18 protein-coding genes are annotated in these 26,426 nt (G+C 52.0%); 14 read left to right on the plus strand and 4 right to left on the minus strand.

What is annotated here, in order from left to right:
• Positions 1-3: 3 nt before the first annotated feature.
• Positions 4-480 (plus strand): cobalamin biosynthesis protein, encoded by a 477-nt coding sequence (locus C7B82_RS03600; protein ID WP_181357335.1) that lies wholly within the window; start codon positions 4-6, stop codon positions 478-480.
• Here the strand turns inward: C7B82_RS03600 and C7B82_RS03605 are convergent.
• Positions 477-1,967, minus strand: a complete 1,491-nt coding sequence (locus tag C7B82_RS03605) for a tellurite resistance TerB C-terminal domain-containing protein (RefSeq protein ID WP_181357336.1) — start codon at positions 1,965-1,967, stop codon at positions 477-479. The genes C7B82_RS03600 and C7B82_RS03605 overlap by 4 nt on opposite strands.
• A gap of 252 nt (positions 1,968-2,219) precedes the next feature.
• Between C7B82_RS03605 and C7B82_RS03610 the strand changes: the two genes are divergently transcribed.
• From C7B82_RS03610 to C7B82_RS03625, 4 genes are all read left to right on the plus strand, one after another.
• A complete protein-coding gene (locus tag C7B82_RS03610) occupies positions 2,220-2,921 on the plus strand; it encodes a TIGR02117 family protein (RefSeq protein ID WP_106254944.1) in 702 nt (233 codons plus the stop codon).
• A gap of 245 nt (positions 2,922-3,166) precedes the next feature.
• Positions 3,167-4,531 (plus strand): acetyl-CoA carboxylase biotin carboxylase subunit, encoded by a 1,365-nt coding sequence (gene accC, locus C7B82_RS03615; protein ID WP_106254945.1) that lies wholly within the window; start codon positions 3,167-3,169, stop codon positions 4,529-4,531.
• Positions 4,532-4,741: 210 nt separating this feature from the next.
• Positions 4,742-5,212, plus strand: coding sequence for a DUF4079 domain-containing protein (locus C7B82_RS03620; protein WP_106254946.1), 471 nt, complete (start codon positions 4,742-4,744; stop codon positions 5,210-5,212).
• Positions 5,213-5,484: 272 nt separating this feature from the next.
• Complete coding sequence (locus tag C7B82_RS03625; RefSeq protein WP_106255104.1) at positions 5,485-6,846, plus strand: leucine-rich repeat-containing protein kinase family protein; 1,362 nt, start codon at positions 5,485-5,487, stop codon at positions 6,844-6,846.
• A gap of 56 nt (positions 6,847-6,902) precedes the next feature.
• Here C7B82_RS03625 and C7B82_RS03630 read toward each other — a convergent pair whose 3' ends face one another.
• Positions 6,903-8,138: an ABC transporter ATP-binding protein gene (locus tag C7B82_RS03630; protein ID WP_245939726.1), complete on the minus strand. Its 1,236-nt coding sequence runs from the start codon at positions 8,136-8,138 to the stop codon at positions 6,903-6,905.
• A gap of 550 nt (positions 8,139-8,688) precedes the next feature.
• Here C7B82_RS03630 and C7B82_RS03635 point away from each other — a divergent pair.
• From C7B82_RS03635 to infB, 6 genes are all read left to right on the plus strand, one after another.
• Entirely contained in the window at positions 8,689-11,493 is a 2,805-nt protein-coding gene (locus tag C7B82_RS03635; protein WP_106254948.1) for a zinc-dependent metalloprotease, read from the plus strand.
• Between the two features lie 71 nt (positions 11,494-11,564).
• Complete coding sequence (sppA, locus tag C7B82_RS03640; RefSeq protein ID WP_106254949.1) at positions 11,565-13,376, plus strand: signal peptide peptidase SppA; 1,812 nt, start codon at positions 11,565-11,567, stop codon at positions 13,374-13,376.
• 208 nt (positions 13,377-13,584) lie between these two features.
• The gene (gene rimP, locus C7B82_RS03645) at positions 13,585-14,055 is read left to right on the plus strand and encodes a ribosome maturation factor RimP (RefSeq protein WP_106254950.1); all 471 of its coding nucleotides are present in this window, start codon (positions 13,585-13,587) and stop codon (positions 14,053-14,055) included.
• 127 nt (positions 14,056-14,182) lie between these two features.
• Positions 14,183-15,553: a transcription termination factor NusA gene (nusA, locus tag C7B82_RS03650; RefSeq protein ID WP_181357337.1), complete on the plus strand. Its 1,371-nt coding sequence runs from the start codon at positions 14,183-14,185 to the stop codon at positions 15,551-15,553.
• A gap of 19 nt (positions 15,554-15,572) precedes the next feature.
• Positions 15,573-15,875, plus strand: a complete 303-nt coding sequence (locus C7B82_RS03655; RefSeq protein WP_106254952.1) for a YlxR family protein — start codon at positions 15,573-15,575, stop codon at positions 15,873-15,875.
• Between the two features lie 764 nt (positions 15,876-16,639).
• Positions 16,640-19,822: a translation initiation factor IF-2 gene (gene infB, locus C7B82_RS03660; RefSeq protein ID WP_106254953.1), complete on the plus strand. Its 3,183-nt coding sequence runs from the start codon at positions 16,640-16,642 to the stop codon at positions 19,820-19,822.
• A gap of 78 nt (positions 19,823-19,900) precedes the next feature.
• Here the strand turns inward: infB and C7B82_RS03665 are convergent, their stop codons facing one another.
• Both C7B82_RS03665 and sodB read right to left on the minus strand, forming a co-directional pair.
• Entirely contained in the window at positions 19,901-20,407 is a 507-nt protein-coding gene (locus tag C7B82_RS03665) for a CPBP family glutamic-type intramembrane protease (protein ID WP_106254954.1), read from the minus strand.
• A gap of 407 nt (positions 20,408-20,814) precedes the next feature.
• Entirely contained in the window at positions 20,815-21,417 is a 603-nt protein-coding gene (gene sodB / locus C7B82_RS03670) for a superoxide dismutase [Fe] (protein ID WP_106254955.1), read from the minus strand.
• 777 nt (positions 21,418-22,194) lie between these two features.
• Between sodB and C7B82_RS03675 the strand changes: the two genes are divergently transcribed.
• The 3 genes from C7B82_RS03675 (at position 22,195) to C7B82_RS03685 (ending at position 26,376) form a co-directional block, all read left to right on the plus strand.
• The gene (locus tag C7B82_RS03675; RefSeq protein ID WP_245939716.1) at positions 22,195-23,502 is read left to right on the plus strand and encodes a M16 family metallopeptidase; all 1,308 of its coding nucleotides are present in this window, start codon (positions 22,195-22,197) and stop codon (positions 23,500-23,502) included.
• 120 nt (positions 23,503-23,622) lie between these two features.
• A complete protein-coding gene (locus C7B82_RS03680) occupies positions 23,623-24,933 on the plus strand; it encodes a M16 family metallopeptidase (protein WP_281258922.1) in 1,311 nt (436 codons plus the stop codon).
• A 351-nt stretch (positions 24,934-25,284) separates the two neighbouring features.
• Positions 25,285-26,376: a tetratricopeptide repeat protein gene (locus C7B82_RS03685; protein WP_106254957.1), complete on the plus strand. Its 1,092-nt coding sequence runs from the start codon at positions 25,285-25,287 to the stop codon at positions 26,374-26,376.
• The last annotated feature ends 50 nt before the right edge of the window (positions 26,377-26,426 follow it).

The following is a 26,426-nucleotide window of genomic DNA, read 5'->3' on the forward strand; positions in this document are numbered from 1 at the left end:
CGTGTGAAGCACTCTAAAACTGAAACGTTAGGCAGCCAATGCCCGCTCAGAAATCTCTGGGTGGGCATTGGCTGTAAGCGGGGTACACCCAAAGTTGTGATTGAGCAGGCGGTTCGAACCGTCTTTCAAACATATGCCTTGTCAGAAGACTCAATCGCGGGCATTGCGACCCTTGACACCAAAGCTGATGAAGAGGGTCTGATCACCTTCTGTCGCGATCGCCAGCTGCCGTTACGTTATTTTTCGGCTGATGTATTGCGATCGGTGGCGATCCCCAGTCCGTCTAGCGCGATCGAAGCATCCGTCAGCACACCTAGCGTTGCTGAAGCTGCCGCTCTTTTGGCATGTGTCCCGCACTCCACATCTCAACTCTGCATTCCCAAACAGATCGTTCGTGAGATGGAGCAACCGGGATTGGTTACGATCGCGGTTGCACGATCAGTGACTGAAAACGTTGCATCCCTGCATGAAATTCCTTAATTTGCCAGATATTCGTAAGTCTTGAGCAGCTTTTTGACTGTTTTGAGGTGGTCACGCACGATCGTCGCCGACCCCGCTCCTGACCCCGCATCAATAAGTAGGTCGCCGATCGTTTCTAGTGCGCGCTCATTGATGGAATCGATCAACAGCTCAGGCATCGTGAGATTCTCCTCAGCAATATGCTTCAGCACGGCTGCCGGACGGTTTTGCTCGACAATTACCTTAATGACCTGTAGCTCATACTCTGGCAACTGCACCATAAACTCAGTCCACTCGCTGGGTAAGTCGGATGACGTTTTTTCGAGGCCGATCGGCTCTGGCACAGCAACAGTCGCTTTGGTTTGAGCTGAGCCTGTTGTCGGCTGATGGACACTGGCTGTTGCTAGTGGCTGCTTGAGCAAGGCATCCTGATGGACGATCGCTTTTTGGGAGTAAGCCTCACTATTCCCATTACTGCCATTTGAGCTGCCATGCTTGCCTTTCAATTCAGGCTTTACAGGCGCTTTGGGTGGCATTGTGACAGCTAGCTGAGCCGCATCCAGCGCTTCTAACTGTTGCTCTAGTGCTTCCTTTTGGCTGCGGCGATCGAGAATCTGCGCTTCGAGGACGCTGAGTTCTACTTGCAGTGAGCTGACTTGCGTTTGTAGCTGCTTGAGCGCTTCCTGAAGGGGATTCGTACCTGTTTCTAGTTCGTGCTTCTTCGCCTCTGCATAGGCTAAAAACTGCTCTAGTTCGACCCGACAGGTTTCTAAATCCTTCACTTCGCCTTTGAGCGTTTTGGCAATGGCTTCGAGCTGCCGCTTTTCTTCTCTCAGGTTTGCTAGTTCCCGCGAGAGCTTCTCTCTATTTTGGCGATGGTCCGTGATTTGCCCTTTAATTTGACTCAGTTCTGCCTGGAGTGCAGCCAGATTCGCTTCAATTTTGCGCTTGGCTGCGGTCGCGTCTGCAAGTAGCTCCTGGTTGAGGGTATCGTTTATTTGAGTGTCACTCTGTCTGCCCGTCGCAGGGTTACCCCACGGACTGCTTGCTGCACTGTCCGCGGCTGAAATTTCGGTGGGTAGTTCATACGGTTTCACCTCGATCGGGGGCTGCGTCCTGGCTGCTGTTGATAAATCCCAACTCAGCCCTTTGAGAGCCGGGGGCAGGCTTCTGGAAGACGGTGCACTCATGAGCCGTGGCTGAGCAGACTGCATCGCCAGCGTATCGAGACTGACTGCCAACTGCTCTTTCTCTGCTTCTAGCTGTTGATAGGCGTGATAGGCTTCTGCACGCCGTTGCTGCAACGCCTGAATATGGTTTTTGAGGTCGGCAATGCGGTTGTATGCTTGCCCGTGGTACTTCCGATCGACGACCAGTGCAGCCGCGATCGTAGCCACCGTGGTCGTGGCGCCTGCCCCGATCGCGTTGCCCAGATTGCGACCCGTCACAAAGCTAATGCCAAAACTGATGCCAAAGGCAACAGACCCAAGAAAAAGTCGCTGTTTCACCATAGTCAGGTAACAAAAGATAGCGGGTTAGAAAAAACAACCCATCAATAAAGCGGTCGGCTGTCAGCTAGCGATTGAGCGTAGGATGGAGTGGATAGGCAAGGATGAAGTCGCTAATGCGTCTACACGTTGTTGCCCACGAATGACGATCACAGTAGTAGCGTTTTTAACAGGAGAGTTGTGGTTAAAGTCGCTCAATGTGAAGCGCTCTTTTGCTTAATGGTAGGTTAACTCAAGACATTTGATGCATTAATGAACTACAGGACAATGCGGCGGCGGATCGGGCTTTATAGTGTGTGTGTTGGATTGGGAACCGTCGCGCTACTGACGATCGCAGCGCTAACCCCGCGACAATGGCACGCATCGTCTCAACAATCAGGCTGCAAGTTTAGGGTCTATGTCTCTGGGGACTGGATGCACACCAATTTTTTTGTCCCTGTACGCATGGATGGCTTTGACTGGAGTCAGCATCTGAATTTGGCGACGATCGGCAAAGCATCGGCTAACTATCAGTATCTCCAGTTTGGCTGGGGCGATCGCATCTTTTATGTTGAAACGCCCTCGTGGGATCAAGTCAGCCTATCGAGTGCGGTGCGATCGCTGGTACTACAAAACCCCGCTGCACTCTTTGTCAAAGGACATATCGCTGTGCCCCATTACCCCAACGAAACGCTAAAGTGCGTCAGCCTGAGCAAAGCCAACTACATCAAACTGATGCACTTTCTCGAAGCATCGTTTCAAACCGATCGTCAGGGCAACAAGCAGCGCCTTAGTTCAGGACAAGATGGTGACAGCAGCTTTTATGACGCCACAGGCCGCTACTCCATGCTCAGAACCTGCAACTCCTGGACAGCAGACGGCTTGCGCGCCGCCCATGTCAACACGCCCGTCTGGGGTGCACTCGCTCCTGCCGTGCTGCATCAACTGAAGGAAACATGTGGGTGCGATCAATGAAAGGATAAAGGCTGAAAGCTGAATGCTAAAGGGAGGTGAGAGGTGAGAGGTGAGAGGGGCAGAATTAACTCAAACCTTAGAACTTGAAACTCAAAGCTGAAAAGGCAAAACTCCTCACTCCTCACCTGTCTTAAAACTCAAGACTTTCCTTTAGCCTTAAGCCTTTCACCCCTCCTCCCCCCTCCCTCTTCCAGCGGCTCACAGAAGAGTTTATTCTACTCAATACAGAACCAAAAAATTAAGAGATGCAGTTTTCAAAAGTTTTGATTGCCAATCGGGGCGAAATTGCCCTCCGCATTCTTCGTACCTGTGAGGAGATGGGGATTGCGACGGTCGCCGTGCACTCGACGGTCGATCGCCACTCGCTCCACGTACAGCTTGCGGATGAAGCCGTTTGCATTGGCGAACCGCCCAGCAGCAAGAGTTATCTGAATATCCCCAACATCATTGCGGCAGCGTTAACCCGCAACGCGACAGCCATTCATCCCGGCTATGGCTTTTTGGCAGAAAACGCCCGTTTTGCCGAAATCTGCGCCGATCACCAGATTGTGTTTATCGGGCCGTCTCCCGACTCGATTCGATCGATGGGTGACAAGTCCACGGCGAAAAAGACGATGCAGCGAGTCGGCGTACCCACGGTGCCGGGTAGTGAAGGCTTGTTGACCGATGAAGCCGAGGCACGGACAATCGCCAAGAAAATTGGCTATCCCATCATCATCAAAGCTACGGCAGGCGGCGGTGGACGGGGCATGCGCCTGGTGAAAGAGGAGAGCGAGTTGGCTAAACTCTTTGCGGCCGCCCAGGGAGAAGCCGAGGCAGCGTTTGGCAATCCCGGTGTTTACCTAGAAAAGTTTGTGCAGAAGCCGCGCCATATTGAGTTTCAAATTCTGGCAGACACGTTTGGTAACGTGATTCACCTCGGTGAGCGGGAATGCTCCATTCAACGTCGTCACCAGAAGCTGCTAGAAGAAGCTCCCAGTCCAGCGCTAACCCCCTTACTACGCGAAAAAATGGGGACTGCTGCGGTGATGGCGGCCAAATCAATCAACTACGTGGGTGCTGGGACAGTTGAATTTTTGCTGGATCAGTCCGGCGAGTTTTACTTCATGGAGATGAATACCCGGATTCAGGTAGAGCATCCAGTCACAGAAATGATTACAGGGTTGGACTTGATCGCTGAGCAGCTTCGGATTGCGCAGGGTGAGCCGCTAAGCCTCACACAAGAACAGGTCGTGCTGCGTGGACACGCGATCGAATGCCGTATTAACGCCGAAGATCCAGAGCACAACTTTCGCCCACATCCTGGACGGATCAGTGGCTACCTCCCGCCCAGCGGACCAGGTGTACGGATGGACTCTCACGTTTATACCGACTACGAAATCCCACCCTACTACGATTCATTGATTGGCAAACTCATCGTGTGGGGAAGCGATCGACCCGCTGCCATTAGACGAATGCGTCGAGCCCTCCGTGAGTGTGCGGTGACTGGCTTACCCACCACGATCGCGTTTCACCAAAAAATTCTAGACAACCCAGACTTTCAGCGAGGCGATGTCTATACAAACTTTGTCGAACAGATGATGCAGAAACCGCAGGAGGGGAAAGGATGAGGGATGAAGGCTAAAGGGTGAAAGAAAGTTTTGAGTTTTGAGTTGAAAGAGGAGTCAGGAGTCTTCTAACAACCAACAACCAACAACCATTTATCCTTTAGCCTTTCCTACTCCCTACTCCCTATGTTTTTAGCCTTCAGCCTTTAGCCTTTCCTACTCCCTCCTCCTTCATGCTAATTTTTATGAAGTACCCCTCGATTCTTTGATTCTATGAGCCCTGCAATTCCTGAAGCTGTTAAAGTTTGGAGCCAGTTTTTTCACCCTGCCTTAATGTGGGTTTTGTTTGCGCTGACTCTATACGCGCTGTATCTGGGTATCAAGGTGCGCCAGGTTCGCGCGGCGGCGGGTGATGAGAAAAAAGAGCTGATTAAAGGCAAATTTAACGTCAAGCACTTTCAGATTGGTTCGCTGGTCTTGGCGTTGATGGTGGTTGGTTCGATCGGTGGGATGGTCGTCACTTACATCAACAACGGCAAGCTGTTTGTGGGGTCTCATCTGCTGGCTGGCTTGGGGATGACGGGAATGATTGCCGTCTCTGCTTCGCTGTCACCGTTTATGCAGAAGGGCGCAAATTGGGCACGCTACACCCATATCTTTTTGAATGTGGTGCTCGTTGGCTTGTTTGCCTGGCAAGCAGTGAGCGGGGTTCAAATCGTGCAGCGTATTATCAGCAAGATGTAAGTTCAACAAGCTCTAAAAGGTTGTCAAGGAATCATGCCATTTTTTAGCTGTTGGCAGTCAGCGGTCAGCCTTTTACTGGTTTCCAAAAGCTGATAGCTGATAGCCGATAACCGATAGCTGATAGCTAACCGCTAAGACAAAAGTGTCCTCCCTTCTCAGCATCAGTGGTGTTTCCAAATCTACTGTTTCCTTCTGTAGAACGGCTGTTGGTAATGGTTCTACAGGAAATGCTGGTGCCGACCCAACGTGTGAACTCATTTTGGAACGAATCTATGGAAACGCTGCACTTGCTTCGATCGGGTCAGCTTGAGGGTACTAAAAAACTTAACCTTTCCTGTGGCTTGACCCAATTTCCATCGGAGATTTTTGCGTTGGCAGAGTCTTTAGAAGTTCTGGAGCTTTCGAACAATCAGTTCAAGTCTTTGCCAGATGAGTTTGGGCAGTTGAAGAAGCTCAAAATTGTGTTTTTCAACAACAATGCGTTTGAGGAAGTTCCAGACGTGCTGTCGCAGTGTCCAGCGCTCTCTATGGTTGGCTTTAAGTCTAATCAGATTGTGCGTTGCGGAGCGGATGCCCTCCCACCGACTGTTCGCTGGCTCATTCTGACGGCTAATAAGCTGGAGCAGTTACCAGCTTCTATGGGCAAATTAAACCGTTTACAGAAGCTCATGCTGGCGGGAAACCAACTGCGATCGCTCCCCGATGAAATGGCGGCTTGCCAGAATCTAGAGCTGATCCGACTAGCAGCTAATCGTCTTACAGAACTGCCCGACTGGTTGTTTACCCTGCCTCGCCTATCGTGGTTGGCGTATGCAGGGAACCCCTGCTCTACGGTTGCGAGATCGGCTGAGCGATCCCTACCAGAGATTAGTTGGCTGGACTTAACGCTAGAAGACGTGCTGGGTCAAGGGGCTTCTGGAGTCATCTCTAAGGGCATCTGGCATGCAAAGCCTGCTAAACTAGAATCTCAGACGGGATCTCAACGAACAGACGTGGCAATCAAGATCTTCAAAGGGGAGATTACGAGTGACGGTTTGCCAACGGATGAGATGCGGGCTTGTATTGCGGCTGGAGCACACGGCAATCTCGTGAGCGTGCTGGGCAAGCTCACCCACAGTCCTGAAGAAAAGGCAGGACTAGTCCTTTCATTTATCCCGCCCCACTACAAAAATCTCGGGAATCCACCTGATCTCGATACCTGCACAAGAGATACCTATCCATCGGACACCGTTTTTTCGTTAGCGGTTCTTTTACGCATTGCTCAGGGTATTGCTGCTGCCGCTGCACATCTCCACGATCGCGGCATCATGCACGGCGATCTCTACGCTCACAATATTTTGGTGGATGAAACGGGCGCTAGTTTACTGGGAGACTTTGGCGCTGCCTCGTTTTACGACTCGACTGATCCAGCGATCGCCCAGACAATGGAGTGGTTAGAGGTCAGAGCGTTTGGCTGTTTGCTGGAGGATCTGCTCGATCGTTGTGTTTTAGAGGATTCTGCGGTTCAAAAAGCAACGGTCGATCGACTGCGTGCCTTACAGCAAGACTGCATGAATCCGATTGTCTCCAAGCGTCCTCTCTTTAGTACCATTTGCAAAAGCCTGGATGCTTTGAACCTGGTTAACCCTCTGTAGGGACGCTCCATGTAACGTGCCTAAAGAGGGAGATACCTTGATGAAACCCTAGTTGGTTAAGTAAGACTCTTTGGCGTGATCGCCCAACCTTCGTGGTCAAAAAGATGGATTTTGTCAGGTGTGTGTGAGAGCCAAAGTTGCTCACCGATACGGACTGGGCGATCGGGTTCAATGCGTGCCTGTAGCAACGCTGTCTCGACACTGGCATCCACGAGACTCAAGGCAAGATAGGTTTCGCTGCCCAGGGCTTCTACCAGTTCCACCTGTACGGGCAGGTTTTTCGGTGCGGCAGCGCTGATGTTGAAGTGCTCTGGACGAATGCCCAGCGTCAGCGTTTGACCATCGTAGGGTTTGAGTACATCTGCCCACACTTCTGGTAGCGTCAGGCGAAATTGAGGATGGGTAAGAAGCAACGGTGCTTTGAATTGAACTGCCAGGAAATTCATGGGAGGCGAACCAATAAATTCCGCAACAAAGCGATTGGCAGGACGGTTATACAACTCCAGCGGTGAGGCGATTTGCTGAATTTGTCCGGCGTTCATGACCGCAATGCGATCGCCCATCGTCATCGCCTCTGTTTGATCATGGGTGACATAAATCGTTGTTGTTCCTAACTGCCGCTGAAGCTTGACGATTTGTGATCGCGTCTCTGCCCGCAATTTGGCGTCCAGATTCGACAGCGGTTCATCCATCAAAAAAACCTGCGGGTTCCGCGCCATAGCACGCCCCAGAGCCACCCGCTGCTTTTGTCCGCCTGAAAGTTGCTTGGGTAGCCGATTCAGCAAGGGTTCAATTTGCAGAATTTGCGCCACCGACCGTACCTGCTGATCGATCGATCGTTCTCGCTCTGACCGGAACCGCAATCCTTTCGGCAGTTTACGAGTCGTTTCAATGAGAAGATTCTCAGCCCAGATGGGAAGTGAGGAGTGAGGTGAGAGGTGAGAGGTGAGAGAGTTTTGAGTTTTGAGTGTCGAGTTTTGAGTTAAAGCTGCTGACTGCTGACTGCTGACCGCTGACCGCTGACTGCTGACCGCTGACCGCTGACCGCTGACCGCTGACTGCTGACTACCTACCTTCGTCCGTCTCAGCCCAAACGCCAGATTCTCATAGACCGTCATATGCGGATACAGAGCGTAGTTCTGAAACACCATCGCAATGTCACGCTCTTTGGGTGGAAGCTCATTGACAAGGCGATCGCCCACGTAGATATTGCCCCCAGTCAATTCTTCCAAGCCAGCAATCAGCCGTAACAGGGTGCTTTTGCCGCAGCCAGAGGGACCCACCAGCACCATGAATTCACCGTCTGCGATCGTCAGGTTGATGGCACGGAGAACGCTGGTGGCGTGCGATCGTTTTGCTTTGTCTTTCGTTGCCGTTGTACCGCTGTTGCCGAGTGGCGTTAGCCATGGCTCTGCTGCAACAGGCGCCACCGGCTCACCCTGACGACCCGAAAAGCTTTTGTAGATATTTTCAAGAACAACCTGTGCCACGACAGTTCCTATCTCCATACTCGATTAGCTTAGCGCTGATCAGTTGAATGAACTGACTATGCTGCGGATTAAAGATACAGCATTCCGGCGCTTGTTTATAGGAGTGCCTTTGCCCGTATGCTTCTGAAGCACCGATCGCCACAGCAGTAAGCGTCAAGTTTAGCTAACCTGACTGGAGTGTGGGTTGTCGATCACACGCGGCTGAATGTCTCCTTTTCGATACAGACATCAGGCTTCTCTCCAACTTGGGCTAAGATCCTCAAACCGATCGAACTTCGAGAACTACGTCTTTTGAGAGTAGCGTTGGGCTACGCTCTGTGCATTCTCCCAATCTTGTATGTTGCTGAAGCTAATGAAACGAATCTCGCTGGTGGCTGCCTTTGTAATCGGGTTGTTTCTGGTATTGGTGCCAGCGTACGTTCGAAGTGAGGTGCAATCGTCAGCGACGATCGCTCAACAGTCGTTGCCGACAGCTGCGCCTCAAGGTGAAATAGACAATTTTGTGAAGGCAAAGACAGACACAGAGGAGACGGATCAAGAGTCGTCTAAGCCAGCGTCTTTTGACCAGGTTGTAAAAGGGACAAAGCAGCTCAAGGGGCTGTTTACGCTCTATCGAGACGAGGCAGCGGGCAAGCTATACGCCGAAATTCAGCCGGAACAACTGAACGTCAACTATCTGTGCACGATCACGATGGAGTCGGGCATTGGGCAAGGTGGCATTTATGGTGGTTTGCCGCTAGAAGATTTTCTGTTTACCTTTCGTCGCGTTGGCAACAAGCTTCAGTTTGTGGTGCCCAATGTTTTCTTCCGCACTCGTCCGGGTGATCCGCTCCAGCGATCGGTCAAGCGTTCGTTTAGCGACTCGGTTTTACAGGCGCTACCCATTCGCAGTACGCACCCCAAGCGCAAGAGTTTTCTAGTCGATCTCAGTCCGCTGTTTCTCAGTGATTTGCCTGGATTGAGCCAGTCGCTATCCAGTATGCTTGGCTCGTCGTATAGCCTGGATGCGGGTAAGTCTTCGTTTGGTCCAGCGCAGGCGTTTCCGCTGAATGTGGAACTGGAGTCAAACTATGGCTTTTCGGCTGGAGCGGAGGGTACGCCTCCACCGATTCTGTCAGTGTTGCCCAACAGCAAAACGTTTAACTTGCGGGTGCGCTATAGCCTATCGCGCCTTCCGAGCAACCACAATTACCGTCCTCGCTTAGCCGACGATCGCATCGGTTATTTCATCACTGCCTATCAAGATTTTTCCGACGACTCACCGAGAGATCCGTTTGTGCGCTATATCCAGCGCTGGAACCTGCAAAAGAAAGAGCCCAAGGCCACGCTATCGCCACCTGAGAAGCCGATCGTCTTCTGGATTGAAAACACGGTGCCGCTGGAATATCGAGACGCGGTGCGAGACGGTGCGTTGATGTGGAACAAAGCGTTTGAGCAAGTGGGCTTTAAGGATGCGATCGAAGTGCGCCAGATGCCAGATGACGCTAAGTGGGATCCGGCTGATGTGAGGTACAACACAATTCGCTGGCTCAGTTCCTTCGACGCAGGCTTCCTCGGTATGGGGCCATCGCGCGTTAACCCCCTAACAGGGGAGATTCTTGATGCCGATATTCTGATTGATGCCAGCTTTGCGCGCTACGCCAAAGAGCAATATCGCAGCCTGGAGCAGTCGCAGCAACTAGAGTCGATGCCAGCACTGATGAAGCTGACGGGTAACCCCAGCCTTTGCAGCTATGGGATGGGAGCCTACTTCTTGAAGCAATCCATGACAGCGAAACCAGCGCGCGACGTGAGTCGGGGGCTAAAGCTACTGGGTAACTACGACCTGTGCTACGGCATGGAAGCGACACGGCAGCTTGGGATCGGCGCCATGTCTCTATCAATGCTGCACAACGTCACCCCTCGCAGTAGTGAAATGAAGCAGTTTGTGCAGTCTTTTTTGCGATCGCTGATTGCTCATGAGGTGGGGCATACGCTCGGACTCCGTCACAACTTTCGAGCCAGCGCTATGCTGACGCCAGCCGAACTCAATGATCCCGCCATCACCCATCAGAAGGGCTTAGTCGCCTCAGTGATGGATTACAGCGCCGTCAACCTGGCACCACAGGGAGCAACTCAGGGCGATTACTTTACCCAGACGATCGGACCATACGACGAATGGGCGATCGCCTATGGCTACACGCCGGTTGATGCCCTGGTACCACAAAGCGAAACGCGACTTCTGGAGAAAATTGCTGGACGCGCACCCGAACCAGCACTTGCTTATGCGACCGATGAGGATATTTACGCCGGACTTGACCCGCTGACAAATCCGTTTGATCTGAGCGGCGATCTGCTGACCTATGCGCCGTGGCAGATGGAAAATGCTCAAAAAATGTGGCAGCGGCTGGATCAAAGTTCTCCTATAGCAGGCGAGAGCTTTAGCGACGTGCGGCTGAAGTTTGATGAAATTTTTGACTACTACTTTCAGTACGCCAGCTTTTTGACCACGTATGTTGGTGGACAATCGTTTAACCGCTTTAAAGGTGGCGATGTGGCTGGACGGTTACCATTTGAACCCGTGCCTGCCGAAAAGCAACGTCAAGCACTGGCACTGCTGCAAACCCATGTGTTCGACGCCAATAAATTTCGGTTCTCCCCTGCCTTCTTGAATAAGCTAGCGCCGTCTCGCTGGAGCCATTGGGGCGAAGAACCACAGATCTTCTCGCTCGATTACCCCATTCACGATCGCATCCTGCTGCTGCAAACCGTGGTGCTACGTGAATTGCTCCAGCCCGATCGTCTGGCGCGTCTACGCGATGCTGACCTCAAAACGCAGTCTGGTCAAGCCTTTGCCTTACCGGAGTTATTCAATACGCTGCAAATGGCGATCTGGCAGGACATGATCAAGCCGGAGGATAAACTGAAACTCTCCAGCCTGCGTCGAGGGCTACAGCGTGAATATCTGAAAATTTTAACCGGTATGGTGCTGCGTACGACTCCGGCACCCGACGATGCCCGCACGTTGGCATGGTACGAACTGAAGCAGCTTGCTACCGCGCTCGATCGTGTCCTACAACGGCAGGGTAAAGACGCCGACACTGAGACCAAGGCACATTTGGAAGAAACGCGCGATCGCATCGCGAAAACCCTGGATGCCAGACTGCAAACACAGTGAGTAGGATAAAGGCAAGTAGGATGAAGGTGATTAGGATAAGAATGGCCACTGCACCCTGGGAATCGGTCTGAATGCGCGACTTTCTGAAAAACACCCTCGCTACTGTACTGGGCTTATTGATCTTTCTGGGTCTGAGCATCAGTGGGCTTCTAACGATCATTATTGCGATCGCGGCACGCGACACGGGCCCTCAAGTCAAAGACAAGTCGGTGCTAGTGTTTGATCTAGGCACAAACATCACTGATGCAAAGCGCAGCAATAGCTCTAGTCAGGCATTGGGGGATGCTCTGTCTGGCAATCCGGGTAACGACACGATCAGTCTCCGCTCGGTGCTCGATGCCATCAAAGAGGCAACCCGCGATCCCAAAATTGTCGGCATTTATCTGCATGGAGACGAAGAAAGTGCAGGTGGCGCTGGCTTTGCCACCCTTAAAGAAGTGCGGGAGGCCTTGCAACGCTTTCGAGACTCTGGCAAAAAAATCATCGCGTATGACATTGCTTGGCGCGAGCGAGAATACTACCTGGGGTCGGTTGCGAACACGATCATCCTCAATCCCATTGGTTCTTTTGATCTCAACGGACTGAGTTCCGAAACGATGTTTTACGCGGGTGCGCTGAAAAAATTTGGCATCGGTGTGCAGGTGACACGCGTTGGCAAATACAAGTCAGCTGTAGAGCCCTTTTTGCTCACGAAGCGCAGTCCCGAAAGCCGCGAGCAAACCCAGCAATTGCTCAACGACTTATGGGCTGAGTTTCTCGCGACCGCAGGCAAAGACCGCAAACTCACGGTACCGCAGCTGCAAAGCATCGCTGATGCTCAGGGCACTTTGATGGCGACGGATGCTCTCAAAAGCCGTTTGGTCGACAAGTTGGCGTACCTGGATGAAGTGGTTGCAGACTGGAAGCAGATCGCGGCTACCGATGGCAAAAACAAGTCGTTCCGGCAAATCAGCCTGAAAGCCTATGCCAAAGTTGCCGAAGACAAAATTGAACGAGGCGCTAAAAATCAGATTGCTGTTGTGTATGCCGAAGGCAACATTGTTAGCGGTCAGGGTGGTGCAGGCGATGTGGGTGGCGATCGCCTGGCCAAACAACTGCGCCAACTGCGGCAAGATAACGATGTGAAAGCAGTGGTTCTGCGGGTCAATAGCCCTGGTGGCAGCGTGACGGCATCAGAGGTAATCCAGCGGGAAGTCATTCTGACTCGTAAAGCAAAGCCGTTGGTTGTTTCGATGGGTTCTGTTGCGGCATCAGGCGGTTACTGGATCTCGACCTACAGCGATCGTATTTTTGCGGAGCCCAACACCATTACAGGGTCGATCGGCGTGTTCGGTATTCAGCCCAATTTTCAAGCGATCGCCAATGCCAATGGCATTACCTGGGATGCGGTCAAAACTGGACGCTACGCTGATAGTCAAACCACATCTCGACCCAAGAACCCACAAGAACTGGCAATCCTGCAAAAATCAGTCGATCAAATCTACGACCAGTTCCTCACCAAAGTGGCCGACTCCCGCAAGCTGACTAAAACCAAAGTGGCTGAAATCGCTCAAGGTCGGGTATGGTCGGGTCTCAAAGCCAAACAGCTGGGCTTGGTGGATGAATTAGGTGGCATTGAAGCAGCCATCCAGGATGCGGCTAAACGCGCCAAACTGGGCAGCAATTGGCAAATTGAAGAATATCCCAAGACCCGTAGCTTTCCAGAACGATTCTTCGAGCAATTGGGGAATGATGCGGCGGCTCAGATGGCTCAGAGCCATTCATCCCGCGACCCGCTCACTGTTCAAGTCGAAAAACTGCAGACAGATTTAGCGGCACTCAAAGCGATGAACGATCCGCTTGGAGTCTACGTCCGCCTCCCCTTCAACTTTAGGATCGATTGATCGAGACCGAGTGATGGTTTATCACTGTCCCATTCTGTAGGGACGTTACATGTAACGTCCCTACAGTCGAAATAATTATGCGCCGACTCGATGGTTGATGAGCTAAACTAGGCAAGAACGCTGCAGGGAATCCCTGCGGTTGTTCCTGGCTTCGTGAAGTTTTAACTTCGTGGGAAGTGGGTTACGCCCACTTTTTTTATTGGTACTCATGGTTCATCCGGTCATTCCACAAATCATTGCTCTGGCTCATCCACTGGCAGGTTCTCTCGGTTTACAGGTCGTTGGGGCTGTTTTTCACACCCACCAAGATCCTCCTGTTTTGCGCATTGACATCTGCCACCCTGAGCGAGACATCAGCCTGGGAGATTGTGAACAAATGAGTCGAGCACTAGAGACAGCGCTTGATACTACAGAGCTTCTTCCTGAAGCCTATGTGCTAGAGGTCTCTAGCCCTGGCATTTCTCGCCTCTTGACGACCGATCGCGAATTTATTTCTTTCAAAGGCTTCCCTGTCATTGTGACCACTGCTGAACCACATGCAGGGCAGCAAGAATGGACAGGGCAGTTAATTCGTCGGGATGAGGGCACCGTTCACATTAACCAAAAAGGCCGGGCGATCGCCATCCCTCGTACACTGGTAGCCAAGGTTCAATTAACTGATGGCGATGAACCGGATTAGCAGCTAACGCTTCAGAGCCTAAGTGCATCTCAAGCCGCAGGCTCTTAGTCTCTCCCCACCGATCCCGTTGCAACGGCCGTCCTTATCGCTTCATCCTTTCCCCTTCACACTTACGGAGACTTTCCAAATGTCAATGGTCACTCTGCCCGGACTCAGAGACATGATTGATAGCATCAGCCGGGAGCGAAATCTGCCCAAGCTGGCAGTACAGGCAGCGCTGCGAGAAGCCTTGCTTAAGGGTTATGAGCGTTACCGACGGACTCAGCGGATCGACAATCCCAACTTTGACGAAGAATACTTCGCCAACTTTGAAGTGGAACTGGACGTGGAAGAAGAAGGGTTTCGAGTGCTGGCAGCGAAGACGATCGTTGAAGACGTTGAAAATTCTGATCATCAAATTGCGCTTCAAGAAGTGCAGGAAGTGGCCGCTGAAGCTCAACCTGGAGACACCGTCGTACTCGACGTAACGCCGGATCAGGGCGATTTTGGGCGGATGGCTGCCATTCAAACCAAGCAAGTTCTGGCTCAGAAACTACGCGACCAACAGCGCAAGCTGGTGCAAGAAGAGTTCCAGGATCTCGAAGGCACTGTCCTGCAAGCGAGGGTGCTACGTTTTGAGCGACAGTCCGTCATCATGGCTGTGAATAGCGGCTTTGGGCAACCAGAGGTCGAAGCGGAACTGTTGAAGCGCGACCAGCTTCCTAATGACAACTATCGAGCAAACGCAACGTTCAAGGTCTACCTGAAAAAGGTGTCTGAAGGTGCACATCGCGGCCCCCAACTGCTGGTTTCCAGAGCGGATGCTGGTTTGGTAGTCTATCTCTTTGCCAACGAAGTCCCCGAAATTGAGGACGAAATTGTTCGCATTGTCGCTGTCGCTAGAGAAGCCAACCCACCGTCTCGCTTTGTGGGTCCACGCACCAAGATTGCAGTTGATACGGTCGAGCGGGATGTTGATCCGGTCGGAGCTTGCATTGGAGCGAGAGGATCGCGGATTCAGGTCGTGGTCAACGAGCTCCGCGGTGAAAAGATTGATGTCATTCGCTGGTCGCCCGATCCCTCGACCTACATTTCCAATGCACTGAGTCCAGCCCGGGTTGATGAAGTTCGGCTAGTTGACCCTGAAGGACGACAAACCCATGTGCTGGTGCCCGACGACCAGCTCAGTCTGGCGATCGGTAAAGAAGGACAGAATGTGCGACTGGCTGCCCGTCTTACTGGTTGGAAGATTGATATCAAGGATTCTGCAAAGTATGACTATGAAGCAGAGAACCAAAAGATTGCAGCCGCTCTAGAATCACGGCGTCGGTTCGAGCCTGTTGAATCTGACGAATACGATGATTATGAAGACGAAGACGAAGAGCAGGAGACTGCTGACGATACCTATATGGCTCCTCAAGCTGCCGTTGATGAGGCTTTTGCCGATGAAGAGCAGGCACCAGGTGCAACCGCCGATGGCTCTGGCGTTGAATCAGATGATGCGCTGAAGCGTCCCTAAGACGTTCGAAGGTTTGCTTATGAAACCCAACTATCGACGCTGTATTAGCTGCCGCAAAGTTGCCCTAAAGCAGGAATTTTGGCGCCTTGTGCGGGTGTCGTCCACACAGGAGGGGTCTCCATTGGTCGTTTTGGACAGTGGCATGGGTCGATCGGCCTATCTCTGTCCTCAAGCGGACTGCTTAAAGCTGGCACAAAAAAAAGATCGCTTAGCGCGGGCACTCAAAGCGACAGTGTCTGAATCAGTGTATAAAACGCTGAGGCAGCGTCTATCTAGCCAACAGACGCTGCCTCAGCCACCCACAAACGCTCAACCAACGTGAACCCCACGATCGACGGCTACAATATAGTTAAGTGTCCTGCGACCAGAACGATGTAGGATGAGTGCTTTGCAAGGAAAAAATAACTTTGCACGACTATTGCGTTCAAAATGGCCGGTATTGGCTAGACTAATAGCTGCGGTTCCAGACTTTTAGAGGGTGACTGTACACTTTGATTTGTTGCAAGCCAACGGTACTCCGCAAGCAGAGTACATCCGTGTTTTACGAGCGAACCACTGCAACCTTGCCCGGTTTCACTCATGCTCTCTGTCTTACCCTGCAGACAGGTTTTGCGAGCGAGCGCCTGTCTTGGGGGCAGGCCGCTGGCTTCTCTCAGCTCGTGGAGGCACAGAACCACTAGGGGACTGAAGCGACAATGGTCTCGATCGCAACCGAAGCACCATCGATTTGAACCAATGTCGTTCCCGAAACGCTCAATTTTGTACGACGCCTTGAGGCCGTTTTGACCAAGGTAAGTTAGTGTGAGGATGTGAACCCACACTGGCTTTAACCTTTGAAACCAGAAACCGAAATCAAGTCAGTGTCGTCACATTTGTGCAAAATTAGAAGAGGGAACTCTTTGCAAAACTTGGGCATCGCCCATTAGTTTTTGAGACTGTTGTAATGAAAAGCTAGAGTCACCCCGACCGGAATCAGTAGGTCTTTAGTTCCCCGTGTGGAAATAAGTTCAATTTGAATCCAATGTCGTTTTAGTCAAAGCAGCAGGCAATTATGTGAAAACAGGATAGGTAGCGAGGGCAGAGTGGATGAATAATGGCAAGGTCAGAATTTACGAGTTATCAAGGGAATTGAATTTGGACAATAAGGATTTATTAGCCGTTTGCGAGCAATTAAACATTTCAGTCAAGAGTCACAGCAGCACAATCACTGATTCTGAGGCTGAGCTCATTCGCACGGCTGCTGAAAAATATACCGCCAATCCTTCTTCTCCCCCTAAGTCTGCCCCATCTCGCAACGGGGCTCACTCCCAGGCGGCCGAGGTGAAGACGAAAACAGCTGCCCCGGTCCAGAAGAAGCAGCAGATTCTTGAAATCCGTAAGCCAATCATTCGTCAAGCACCCAGCCCAGAGCCTCTTAATCCTCCTAAGCCGACGGCACCTCAGCCCACTGCGTCTGAGACGCCAGCAAATCCTGCGCCAAAGCCGTCAGCACCGAGTCGCCCGGCTCATCCTACTGCTGCTACCACACCAGTAGAGTCGCTAGTGAGCTCTGAGCTTCCTAAGGCAGAAGCAGCCCCCCTCGCTGACGAGCAACCACCCACCGTTAAGGCACCGGACAGCATTCACGAAGACCCTGTGACGCCTCCGGCTGCTCGTGTTGACGATCACGATCTTTCTAAACGCGATCTTACCAAAGGGGTAGCGGAGAGCCAACCTGAGCTTTCGGTGCCACCAGCGCGGCCCAGCACCTCGGCCAATACCCCGCGGGTCAACCTGGCGAATCGTCCCTTGTTAAAGCGTTCCCGTTCGGAACAAGCACCTCAGGTTGTTAGTGGCGAATTTGAAGAGCCAGCTATAGAGCCCAGTGCCATAACTGAGCGCGATTCAACCTTTAAACCACCATCGAAACCCACTCCGGCTAACCGAGCACCGGGACCTGTTAAACCTGGTGAGCCGCGTCCGGCAGCGCCCCGACCACAAACGATCGTGGAGTTACGCCGCCCGCCTCGTCCTGTGCGCCCTACTGAAGGTGCCGCTATTGAAGGGTCGCGAACAGAAGGCGTTGTTCTCCGTGGAAATCGCCCGAGTGCGCCATCAGCTGGGGCTGCTGCTCCGGGTGGGGTGGTTTCTCCGGATGTACAGCTTCAAACACGACCAACGCTGCCTCGTACTAAAAAGGCTAAAAGCTGGCAGGAGGAAGAAGAGGAAGGGCGCGAAGCCGAGAAAGCCGCTAAGGTTGCTGGGAAGACAAAGCGCCGGACTCAGGTAGCGGTAGACGAAGACGAAGATGATATCGATAATCTTCTGAACAAGGATGGCGATGCTGCAACGCCAATCAGCCTCTCGTTGGTGCGCCCTGCGAAGCCGAAATCCGCTCGTACGGCTCAGGTAAAACCACCCGCAGCAGCGCCAAGAGCGAAGAAAACCTCTAGCCCACGCGATCGGCGCGATCGTCGTGAACAAGAGGTCAAGGTCGAAAAGCCGGAGAAGATTACTCTACATGGCGGTTTGACCGTGCAAGAGCTGTCCTCCATCATGGCGATACCTGATACCGATATCATCCGCACCTTGTTCATGAAAGGCATTGCGGCGACGGTCACTCAGACGCTTGACATTGCGACCGCTACGATGGTGGCGCAAGAGCTGGGCGTCGAAGTGGAGACCGGACAGCGCGAAGCCGAGGCGAAGAAAGTCACTGAAATGCTGGATGCGGGTGATCTGGAAAAGCTCCAGCGCCGTCCGCCAGTGGTTACAATCATGGGCCACGTCGATCACGGAAAAACAACGTTGCTGGACTCGATCCGCAAAACCAAGGTGGCTCAAGGCGAAGCAGGTGGCATCACACAGCATATTGGTGCCTATCACGTCGATGTCGAGCACGAAGGCAAGATGCAACAAGTTGTCTTCCTGGATACGCCTGGACACGAAGCCTTTACCGCTATGCGGGCACGGGGTGCACGGGTGACCGACATTGCCGTGCTGGTGGTTGCTGCTGATGATGGGGTGCGTCCACAGACGATCGAGGCAATCAGCCATGCTAAAGCTGCAGAAGTGCCCATCGTAGTTGCCATCAATAAGGTGGATAAGGAAGAAGCCCAACCCGATCGCGTGAAGCAAGAGCTCACTGAGTACGGTTTAGTCCCAGAAGAATGGGGCGGCGATACTGTGATGGTGGCTGTTAGCGCAATTTCGGGCGAGAACCTGGATACCCTACTGGAAATGATTCTGCTAGTTGCTGAAGTGGAAGACCTTTACGCCAACCCCGATCGCTCTGCGAGAGGAACGGTCATTGAGGCTCACCTCGATAAGGCGAAGGGGCCGGTTGCGACCCTGCTGATTCAAAACGGCACTTTGCGCGTTGGCGATACTCTGGTGGCTGGTTCAGCGCTGGGTAAAGTACGAGCGATGGTGGACGATCGCGGTCAGCGTGTGAAGCAAGCCGATCCATCCTTTGCGGTTGAAGTCCTCGGCTTGGGTGATGTCCCCGCTGCTGGTGACGACTTCCAAGTCTTTGAGGATGAGAAAGAAGCCCGTTCTGTCGCGTCTGACAAAACGGATGAACAGCGTCAGTCTCGCCTCTTACAAGCAATGTCTTCACGCCGCGTTAGTTTGAACACCCTCTCGGCACGGGCTCAAGAAGGCGAACTCAAGGAGCTGAATTTGGTTCTGAAAGCGGACGTGCAGGGTTCTGTAGAAGCGCTCTTGGGTGCATTGAAGCAGTTACCTCAAAATGAAGTGCAGGTGCGGGTGCTGTATGCGGCTCCGGGTGAAATCAGCGAAACTGATGTGGATCTGGCAGCGGCCAGTGATGCGGTCATGATTGGCTTTAACACCACGCTGGCAACAGGTGCCCGTCAAGCCGCCGATCGCGCTGGAGTCGATGTACGTGAGTACAACATCATCTACAACTTGCTGGACGACATCCAGGCAGCGATGGAAGGTCTGCTTGAGCCCGAACTGATCGAGGAAGCGCTCGGTCAGGCTGAGGTACGTGCCGTCTTCCCAGTCGGACGCGGTGCGGTTGCAGGTTGTTATGTACAGTCTGGCAAGCTGGTTCGTAACTGTAAGGTGCGGATTCGTCGCGGTAGCGAAATTGTCTACGAAGGCAATCTGGATTCACTGAAGCGGATGAAAGAAGATGCGCGTGAAGTGAACTTTGGCTACGAGTGCGGCATCGGCATTGATAGTTTCAACGGTTGGAAAGAAAGCGACGTCATTGAGGCGTATCGCATGATCACCAAACGACGGACGCTCTCACCTAACAAATAGCTTGTGCTTAGGCAACACCGTTCTTAAGCAAAGCGGGTAACCCTGAGGCTACCCGCTTTTTGTGAGCCTAAATGATTTCTAACCTTGAAATTTCTCTAACCCTCCAAAGCAAAGCAACCATGCAACCACAATCAACCAATGGATTGCGATCGGTGTCCAGACAGAACCACTTTTTAGATAGGATATTGTGCAAATGATGCCTAGTAAACCTGCCCCACTTAGAAAGGCAGGCGTTCTAAAAAAAGGTGGTACGAATGGATGCAAGTGGTAACCCACAAATAAACACCAACTGAGGCTGCTAAGCAACCAGCGCTTTGAGAGTAAGATTGCTTCTGTGGAATGGGGTAGCAGTAGCGCTCGAAAGCCACATTCCTCAAGCAACGCTGGCATGAAAAATGCTCCTACAGCCACACTCACAATGGTTTGCCAGGAGGTCTGCACATCAATGTTGAGAAACCCTAATGTGAAACCGATCGGCAGATAAATGAGTGCAAAGATGAGCAGTAGCACCACTGCTTGCAACCAATCCTTTGCCGTTGGCACGGTAGAAAACGCAAGGATGACGCGACGGAAGAGGCTTTGCACTGAGAAAAATCAGCCTTACAGGAAGTGTGAGATTCCTAACCAGTTTAGCAAGGGTGCTGAGGTGAAACGAATAAAGCACTTCGATGCGATACAAAACGGTTGTTTTTAATTGACGGGCAAACGCCCTAAAAGACTGATTGCCTTGTTGTTACCCCGCCTGTGATTAGAACGCTGGGTAACGGCATCAAACCCGTTCGTTGGAACGGATTTTAATTGTAAGACCCTCGCAGTCCTCTGAAGAGGACTTTCTTTTGTGAGCCCGCACGTTCAGTGCAGGGCGGGACTGGCAATCGCTGCAAGATTTGTGGTCAACTAGCGGTTGTTTCTCCTAACTTCTACGATCGCCCAGTAAAAAACAGCCACACAAGTTGCGTGGCTGTTTTTAAGACGCTAAGTTAACGATCGAACTAATAAGCCGCTAAATTCTCAGCCGCAAAGTCCCAGTTCACCAAATTATCAAGATAGTTCTTGATAAACGCAGGGCGAGCATTACGGAAATCGATATAGTAAGCATGTTCCCAAACATCAAGCGTCAGAAGCGCTTTTTGTCCATGCGCCAATGGGTTTTCGGCATTCGGCGTTTTGGTGACTTTCAACGTACCGCCGTCATCGATCAGCCAGGCCCAACCGCTGCCGAATTGGGTCGTTGCAGCCGCCGTAAACTCTTCCTTGAACTTATCGAAGCTGCCAAACGAGGCATCGATTTGCTTAGCCAGCGTACCGCTGGGTGAACCACCACCAGAGGGTGCAAGGCTATTCCAGAAGAAGGTATGGTTCCAGACTTGAGCGGCGTTATTAAAGATGCCCGCTTTAGAAGAATCCTTGAAGGAGATTTTGATCACTTCTTCAAGCGATTTGTCATCTAATTCAGTGCCTGCAACCAATTTATTTAAGTTGTCTACATACGCCTTATGGTGCTTGCCGTAGTGGTACTCAAAGGTCTCAGCCTTCATACCATGTGATTCTAGGGCGTTAAAGTCGTAGGGGAGGGGGGACTGTTCGAATGCCATTGTGTTCTTCTCTCTATCTAAATCTGCATTGAGGTTGAAAGCTTACCGGCAAGGTTTAAACTTGCGTTTTTGCTCTGGCGTTTTTGCCCTGTGCAATCTCTGCGCTTGCAATTTTTGCGCTTGCGATCGTGTCATCTCTATCAACCACAAGAGTCTGAGAGACCTATGGGAACAGAGCTTGACGCTCAAATTCTATCGCATAAGCATGAGTTAAATCAGACTCTCCTGATCCTTCTCAGGGCAGAGATTTATACCATTACACTGTCTTGAATAGTTTGATCATCCCGCTACCGTTACCAGGTATTCAGCCATACTACCAATTGCTGACTTTAGGATTAAATCCACGATCCTTAGACGTTGTGAACCGATCAACTCTCGGCAGCCAGTCATGCTTTGTAAGCGTAAGCTTGGCTACTGAGTGAATCCACGAGCTTTTTGATCAATGTTTTGATCAATGTGTAATGCGGTGAGGCTAAAAGGTTCAGCGATCGTGCTTGTTACATACTCAAGCACACGATCGCCATACTCGCATGAATGACTCTCCTCACAGATTTTTTACTACAGGCGTAAAATCTCACAACGCTCCCGCCAGGACATATGTCAGGGAACGATAACTTTTAAGTTATTGCAGAAGTGCTCTTAAGCGCCCAATAACCTAACAAATAAGGATCGTAGGCAACAAGAGTGAGTAAAGCAACCGCAAGATGCCGCTAGGTAGCGACAAGGTTCTCTATAATTTTGGTAAAGGCAGAGACATTTCGTCCTGAACTGTAACTATTGAGCCTACTTGATTTGCCTCCGGTTCTCACTCAAGCATCCTTTCCAGCTCATCTGGTCACTCTCGATAATGGGTTAACGATCATTCACCAATACACGTCTGCAACTCCGGTAGCGGCAGTGGATGTTTGGGTTAAGGCTGGCGCGATCGCCGAACCCGATGAATGGGCTGGCATGGCACACTTTCTGGAGCACATGATTTTCAAAGGGACGGAGCGGCTTGCACCTGGTTCCTTTGATTTGGCGATCGAGCGACGGGGTGGCATTACCAACGCAGCCACCAGCTACGACTACGCCCATTACTTCATCACGACAGCGGCGCAACACCTGGAAGAAACGTTACCCTACCTGGCAGAGCTGCTGCTACATGCGGCCATCCCAGACAGTGAATTTGGGCGTGAGCGACAGGTTGTGCTAGAAGAAATTCACCAGTCTTACGACGACCCTGATTGGGTTGCGTTTCAGTCACTCAATGAGATGGTGTATCAGAGACATCCCTACGGTCGCTCCATTTTGGGCTCTGAAGAGACGCTGATGGCGCGATCGCCTGCCGAAATGCGCCAGTTTCACAGTGCGCACTATCAGCCGGAGAACATGACGGTGGTGGTGGTGGGCGATATCACTCAAACAGTGGCGATCGACCTTGTGAGTCAGTCGTTTCAGTCTTTCACGCCGCCGCTGGATTGCCCTCGCTACATCCCGGAAGCCGAACCACCCATCACCACTATTCGTCGTCAGGAAATTCATCTACCACGACTGGAGCAAGCACGGTTGATGATGGCGTGGATTGGCGCAGGGGTTGACTCTCAGTCTCAGGATCTTGATGAGCAACTGAACGCGGCCTATGGGTTAGATATCCTTTCGGTGCTATTAGCGGAAGGACGGACATCGCGTCTGGTGCGAGAACTGCGCGAAGAGCGTAAGCTCGTGCAGGCGATCGGCAGTGGCTTTTCCCTTCAGCGTGAGTCGGGGCTATTCACCATTAGCGCCTGGCTTGATCCAGAGAACCTGGAGCGCGTGGAGGCCATCATCTGCGATCGCCTGTCCCAACTGTCTGCTAAGCCTATTTCTGAAGCCGAACTTGCCCGCTGTAAGCGGCTACTCTGCAATGATTACGCGTTTTCGACTGAAACCCCTGGTCAACTGGCTGGGCTGTACGGTTACTACAGCATTCTGGCGAACCCTAGCATTGCCACTACCTATACACAGCGGATTCAGTCCATTCAGGCTACCGACCTCCAGCATCTCGCCAACCACTATCTCTCTCCTTATCACTACGCTGTCACGGTGGTGAGGCCATTGTGCTAGTGGTGGTCAAAGGTACTTACTGTACGTATCCCTGGTCGACACGTTACATGTGTCCGTGATTAATCAGGACGTTACAAGTAACGTCCTTGCTGCTCGCAATTCGCAATTAAGGATGGTTCCGTGAATTTAGGTATCAAACAGTCTCCCCAAACTCGCACAGTGCTTGCTAACGGCATGGTGGTTTTGGCGTGGGAAAATCCTGCTGCAGACATCGTTGCTGCGCGTATCTTCATCCGAGCGGGTAGCCAATGGGAAACAGCACAGCAGGCAGGGCTTTCGCATTTGCTGTCGGCTGTGCTAACGAAAGGTACCGAACAGCGATCGTCTCTAGCCATTGCCGAGGAGGTTGAGTCAGTGGGTGCCAGCCTCGGCGCTGATTCAGCGACAGACTACTTTCTCCTGAGTCTCAAAACTGTTTCCGCCGATTTTGCCGAAATGTTGGCGCTGGCAGGGGAGTTGTTACGATCGCCCAGCTTTCCGCAGCAGGAAATCGATCTGGAACGCCGTCTCACGCTTCAGGCCATTCGTTCACAGCAAGAACAACCGTTTTCGATCGCCTTCGACCAATTGCGACGGATTATGTATGGAGAACACCCTTACGCGCTGTCGGGGTTAGGCACTGAGGCAAGTGTGGCGCAGCTTGAGAGAACCGACCTCCAACGCTATCACCAGGCTCACTTTCGCCCAGATAATATTGTGATCAGCCTGTCTGGTCGCCTGCAGTCAGATGATGCCATTGCCCTTGTCGAGCAGGTCTTTGGTGACTGGCAAGCGCCCTCTACATCATTACCAGTGCTTAGCCTGCCTGCTATAACGTCCCAGCCTGTGAGAGCCGCGATCGCCCAAGAAACGCAACAGTCGATCGTCATGCTGGGCTACCTGGCACCTGCCCTGATCAAAGAAGAGGGGGCAAACAGCGGCAACCACCATACGCCCAGTGTGTCACTAGAGTCTTACACCGCGCTCAAACTACTGAATAGTTATCTAGGGAACGGGCTCTCCAGTCGTCTTTTTGTCGAATTGCGAGAAAAACGCGGTCTTGCCTACGACGTTTCTGCCTTTTACCCCACACGTCTCCATCCAGCACAATTTGTGGTTTACATGGGCACAGCTCCCGAAAATACCGCGATCGCGCTTGATGGTCTCAAAACAGAGGTCGATCGGCTGCGCACTCATCCCTTTAGCGCCGAAACGTTGCAAGCCGCTAAAGAGAAGATTTTGGGACAGCACGCGCTTGGCAAGCAAACCAATGCTCAGATTGCTCAAACCTTTGGCTGGTATGAAACAGTCGGTTTAGGTATTGGCTTCGACGTCCAGTTTCAGGAGCAGATGAGTGCAGTCACGCTGGCAGAGATTCAAACGGTTGCCGATCGCTATCTCGTTGAGCCCTACATTTCGTTGGTTGGTCCGGCTGCGGTTGTTAAGGAATAAATAGCATCTCCATGATTCTACGGAGAAATTTTCTCTGAAGCCTGAAGAAGCCCAGCAGAATTACTGAATACACCACTGTGATAAAGGGGTATTCTATGTTCCGAAGGGTGTGCTCTAACTAAATCTAGGGTGCGTTTCGGTCAAGCAAGCGTATAGTCTTGACCTCGAGTAAAACGAATTAACCGGATCGGAAACGATCGACTGCGGAGAGTAGAGTACGACCGCTTAAACCATTGAGTCATGGTTTTACGGTCTTTCCAGGTCTCGTGTGCCACATTCGCAGTTTGAGCGTTTCATCACTCGTTACAAGCCTGAACCGACCTCTATGGGTCACACCCTAATAACGAAATTATGAACAGCGACTTTGCAGCGATCCAAACAACGCCTGCATCTTCCCGCGAGACAGTGCTTCCCTGTGAACATGAATCGGCCGTTAAACCCATCAGCCCTACACTTGCCTGTGGTGACACCCTTGTAGCCGACGTGGCGCACACGATGGCAGAGAGGTTACTGCACCAAGGCTGCGAACAGTACCAGTTAGGGCAATTTGAAGCGGCACTGAAGTTATTTCAGCAAGCGTTTCTGCTCTACCGCGATCGTCAAGATGACCACGGTCAAGGCAAAGCTTTAAGCAGCCTGGGTCTGACTCACTACGGCATGAGAGATTACGCCAGAGCGATCAAATACTCCAAGCAAAGCTTAGACATTGCGCAAAAGCTTCAAGACCATCGCAGTATGGTGAAAACGCTTGGCAATTTGGGCAATGCCTATCGCCACCTCAAGGAGCAAGCGAAGGCGATCGAGTGCCAACAGCAGAGCCTTACCATTGCACAAGACATTGCCGATCGTCGGGGTGAGATGGCAGCGCTCAATAACCTGGGCTTAGCGTATAAAGCTTTGGGCGACCATGCCACGGCGATCGTCTACGAAGAACAGAGCCTTGTCATTGCGCGCGAACTACAGGATGAGACGATCGAAGAGCAGATTCTTAAGAACCTGGGCAATGCGTGTTATGCCCTGGGTGATTACACTAGAGCGGTTGATTTCTATCAGCAACGGCTCGTGCTCGTGCGAGAAATGAGCGATCGCCGCACAGAAGGCCAGATTCTACGGAGTCTTGGTAATGCCTACTATGCACTTGGTGACTACGATCGCGCTATTGAATATAGTAAGCAATGGTTAAGCGTCTCCAGAGAAACACAAGACCGTCGTGGTGAAGAGCAGGCACTCGGTAGTGTCGGCGTGGGCTACGATGCCTTAGGAAATTATGCTAGGGCGATCGATTACTACGAACAACGGTTAGCGATCGCTCGTCGCATGAAAGACCACCGCATTGCTGAACAAGTATTGGGTAGTCTTCGTGTTGCCTACTATGCGCTCGGCGACTACGTAAAAGCGGCAGCCTGCACCGAACAGCGTCAAGCTCTCCTCAAAACTACGTGAAGTTCAGCCTTGAACGAAACCGGGTTTCTTCATCGCATGAATGGCATCCA

This window comes from Stenomitos frigidus ULC18 (assembly GCF_003003795.1).
Taxonomy (GTDB): Bacteria; Cyanobacteriota; Cyanobacteriia; order Leptolyngbyales; family Leptolyngbyaceae; genus Stenomitos; species Stenomitos frigidus_A.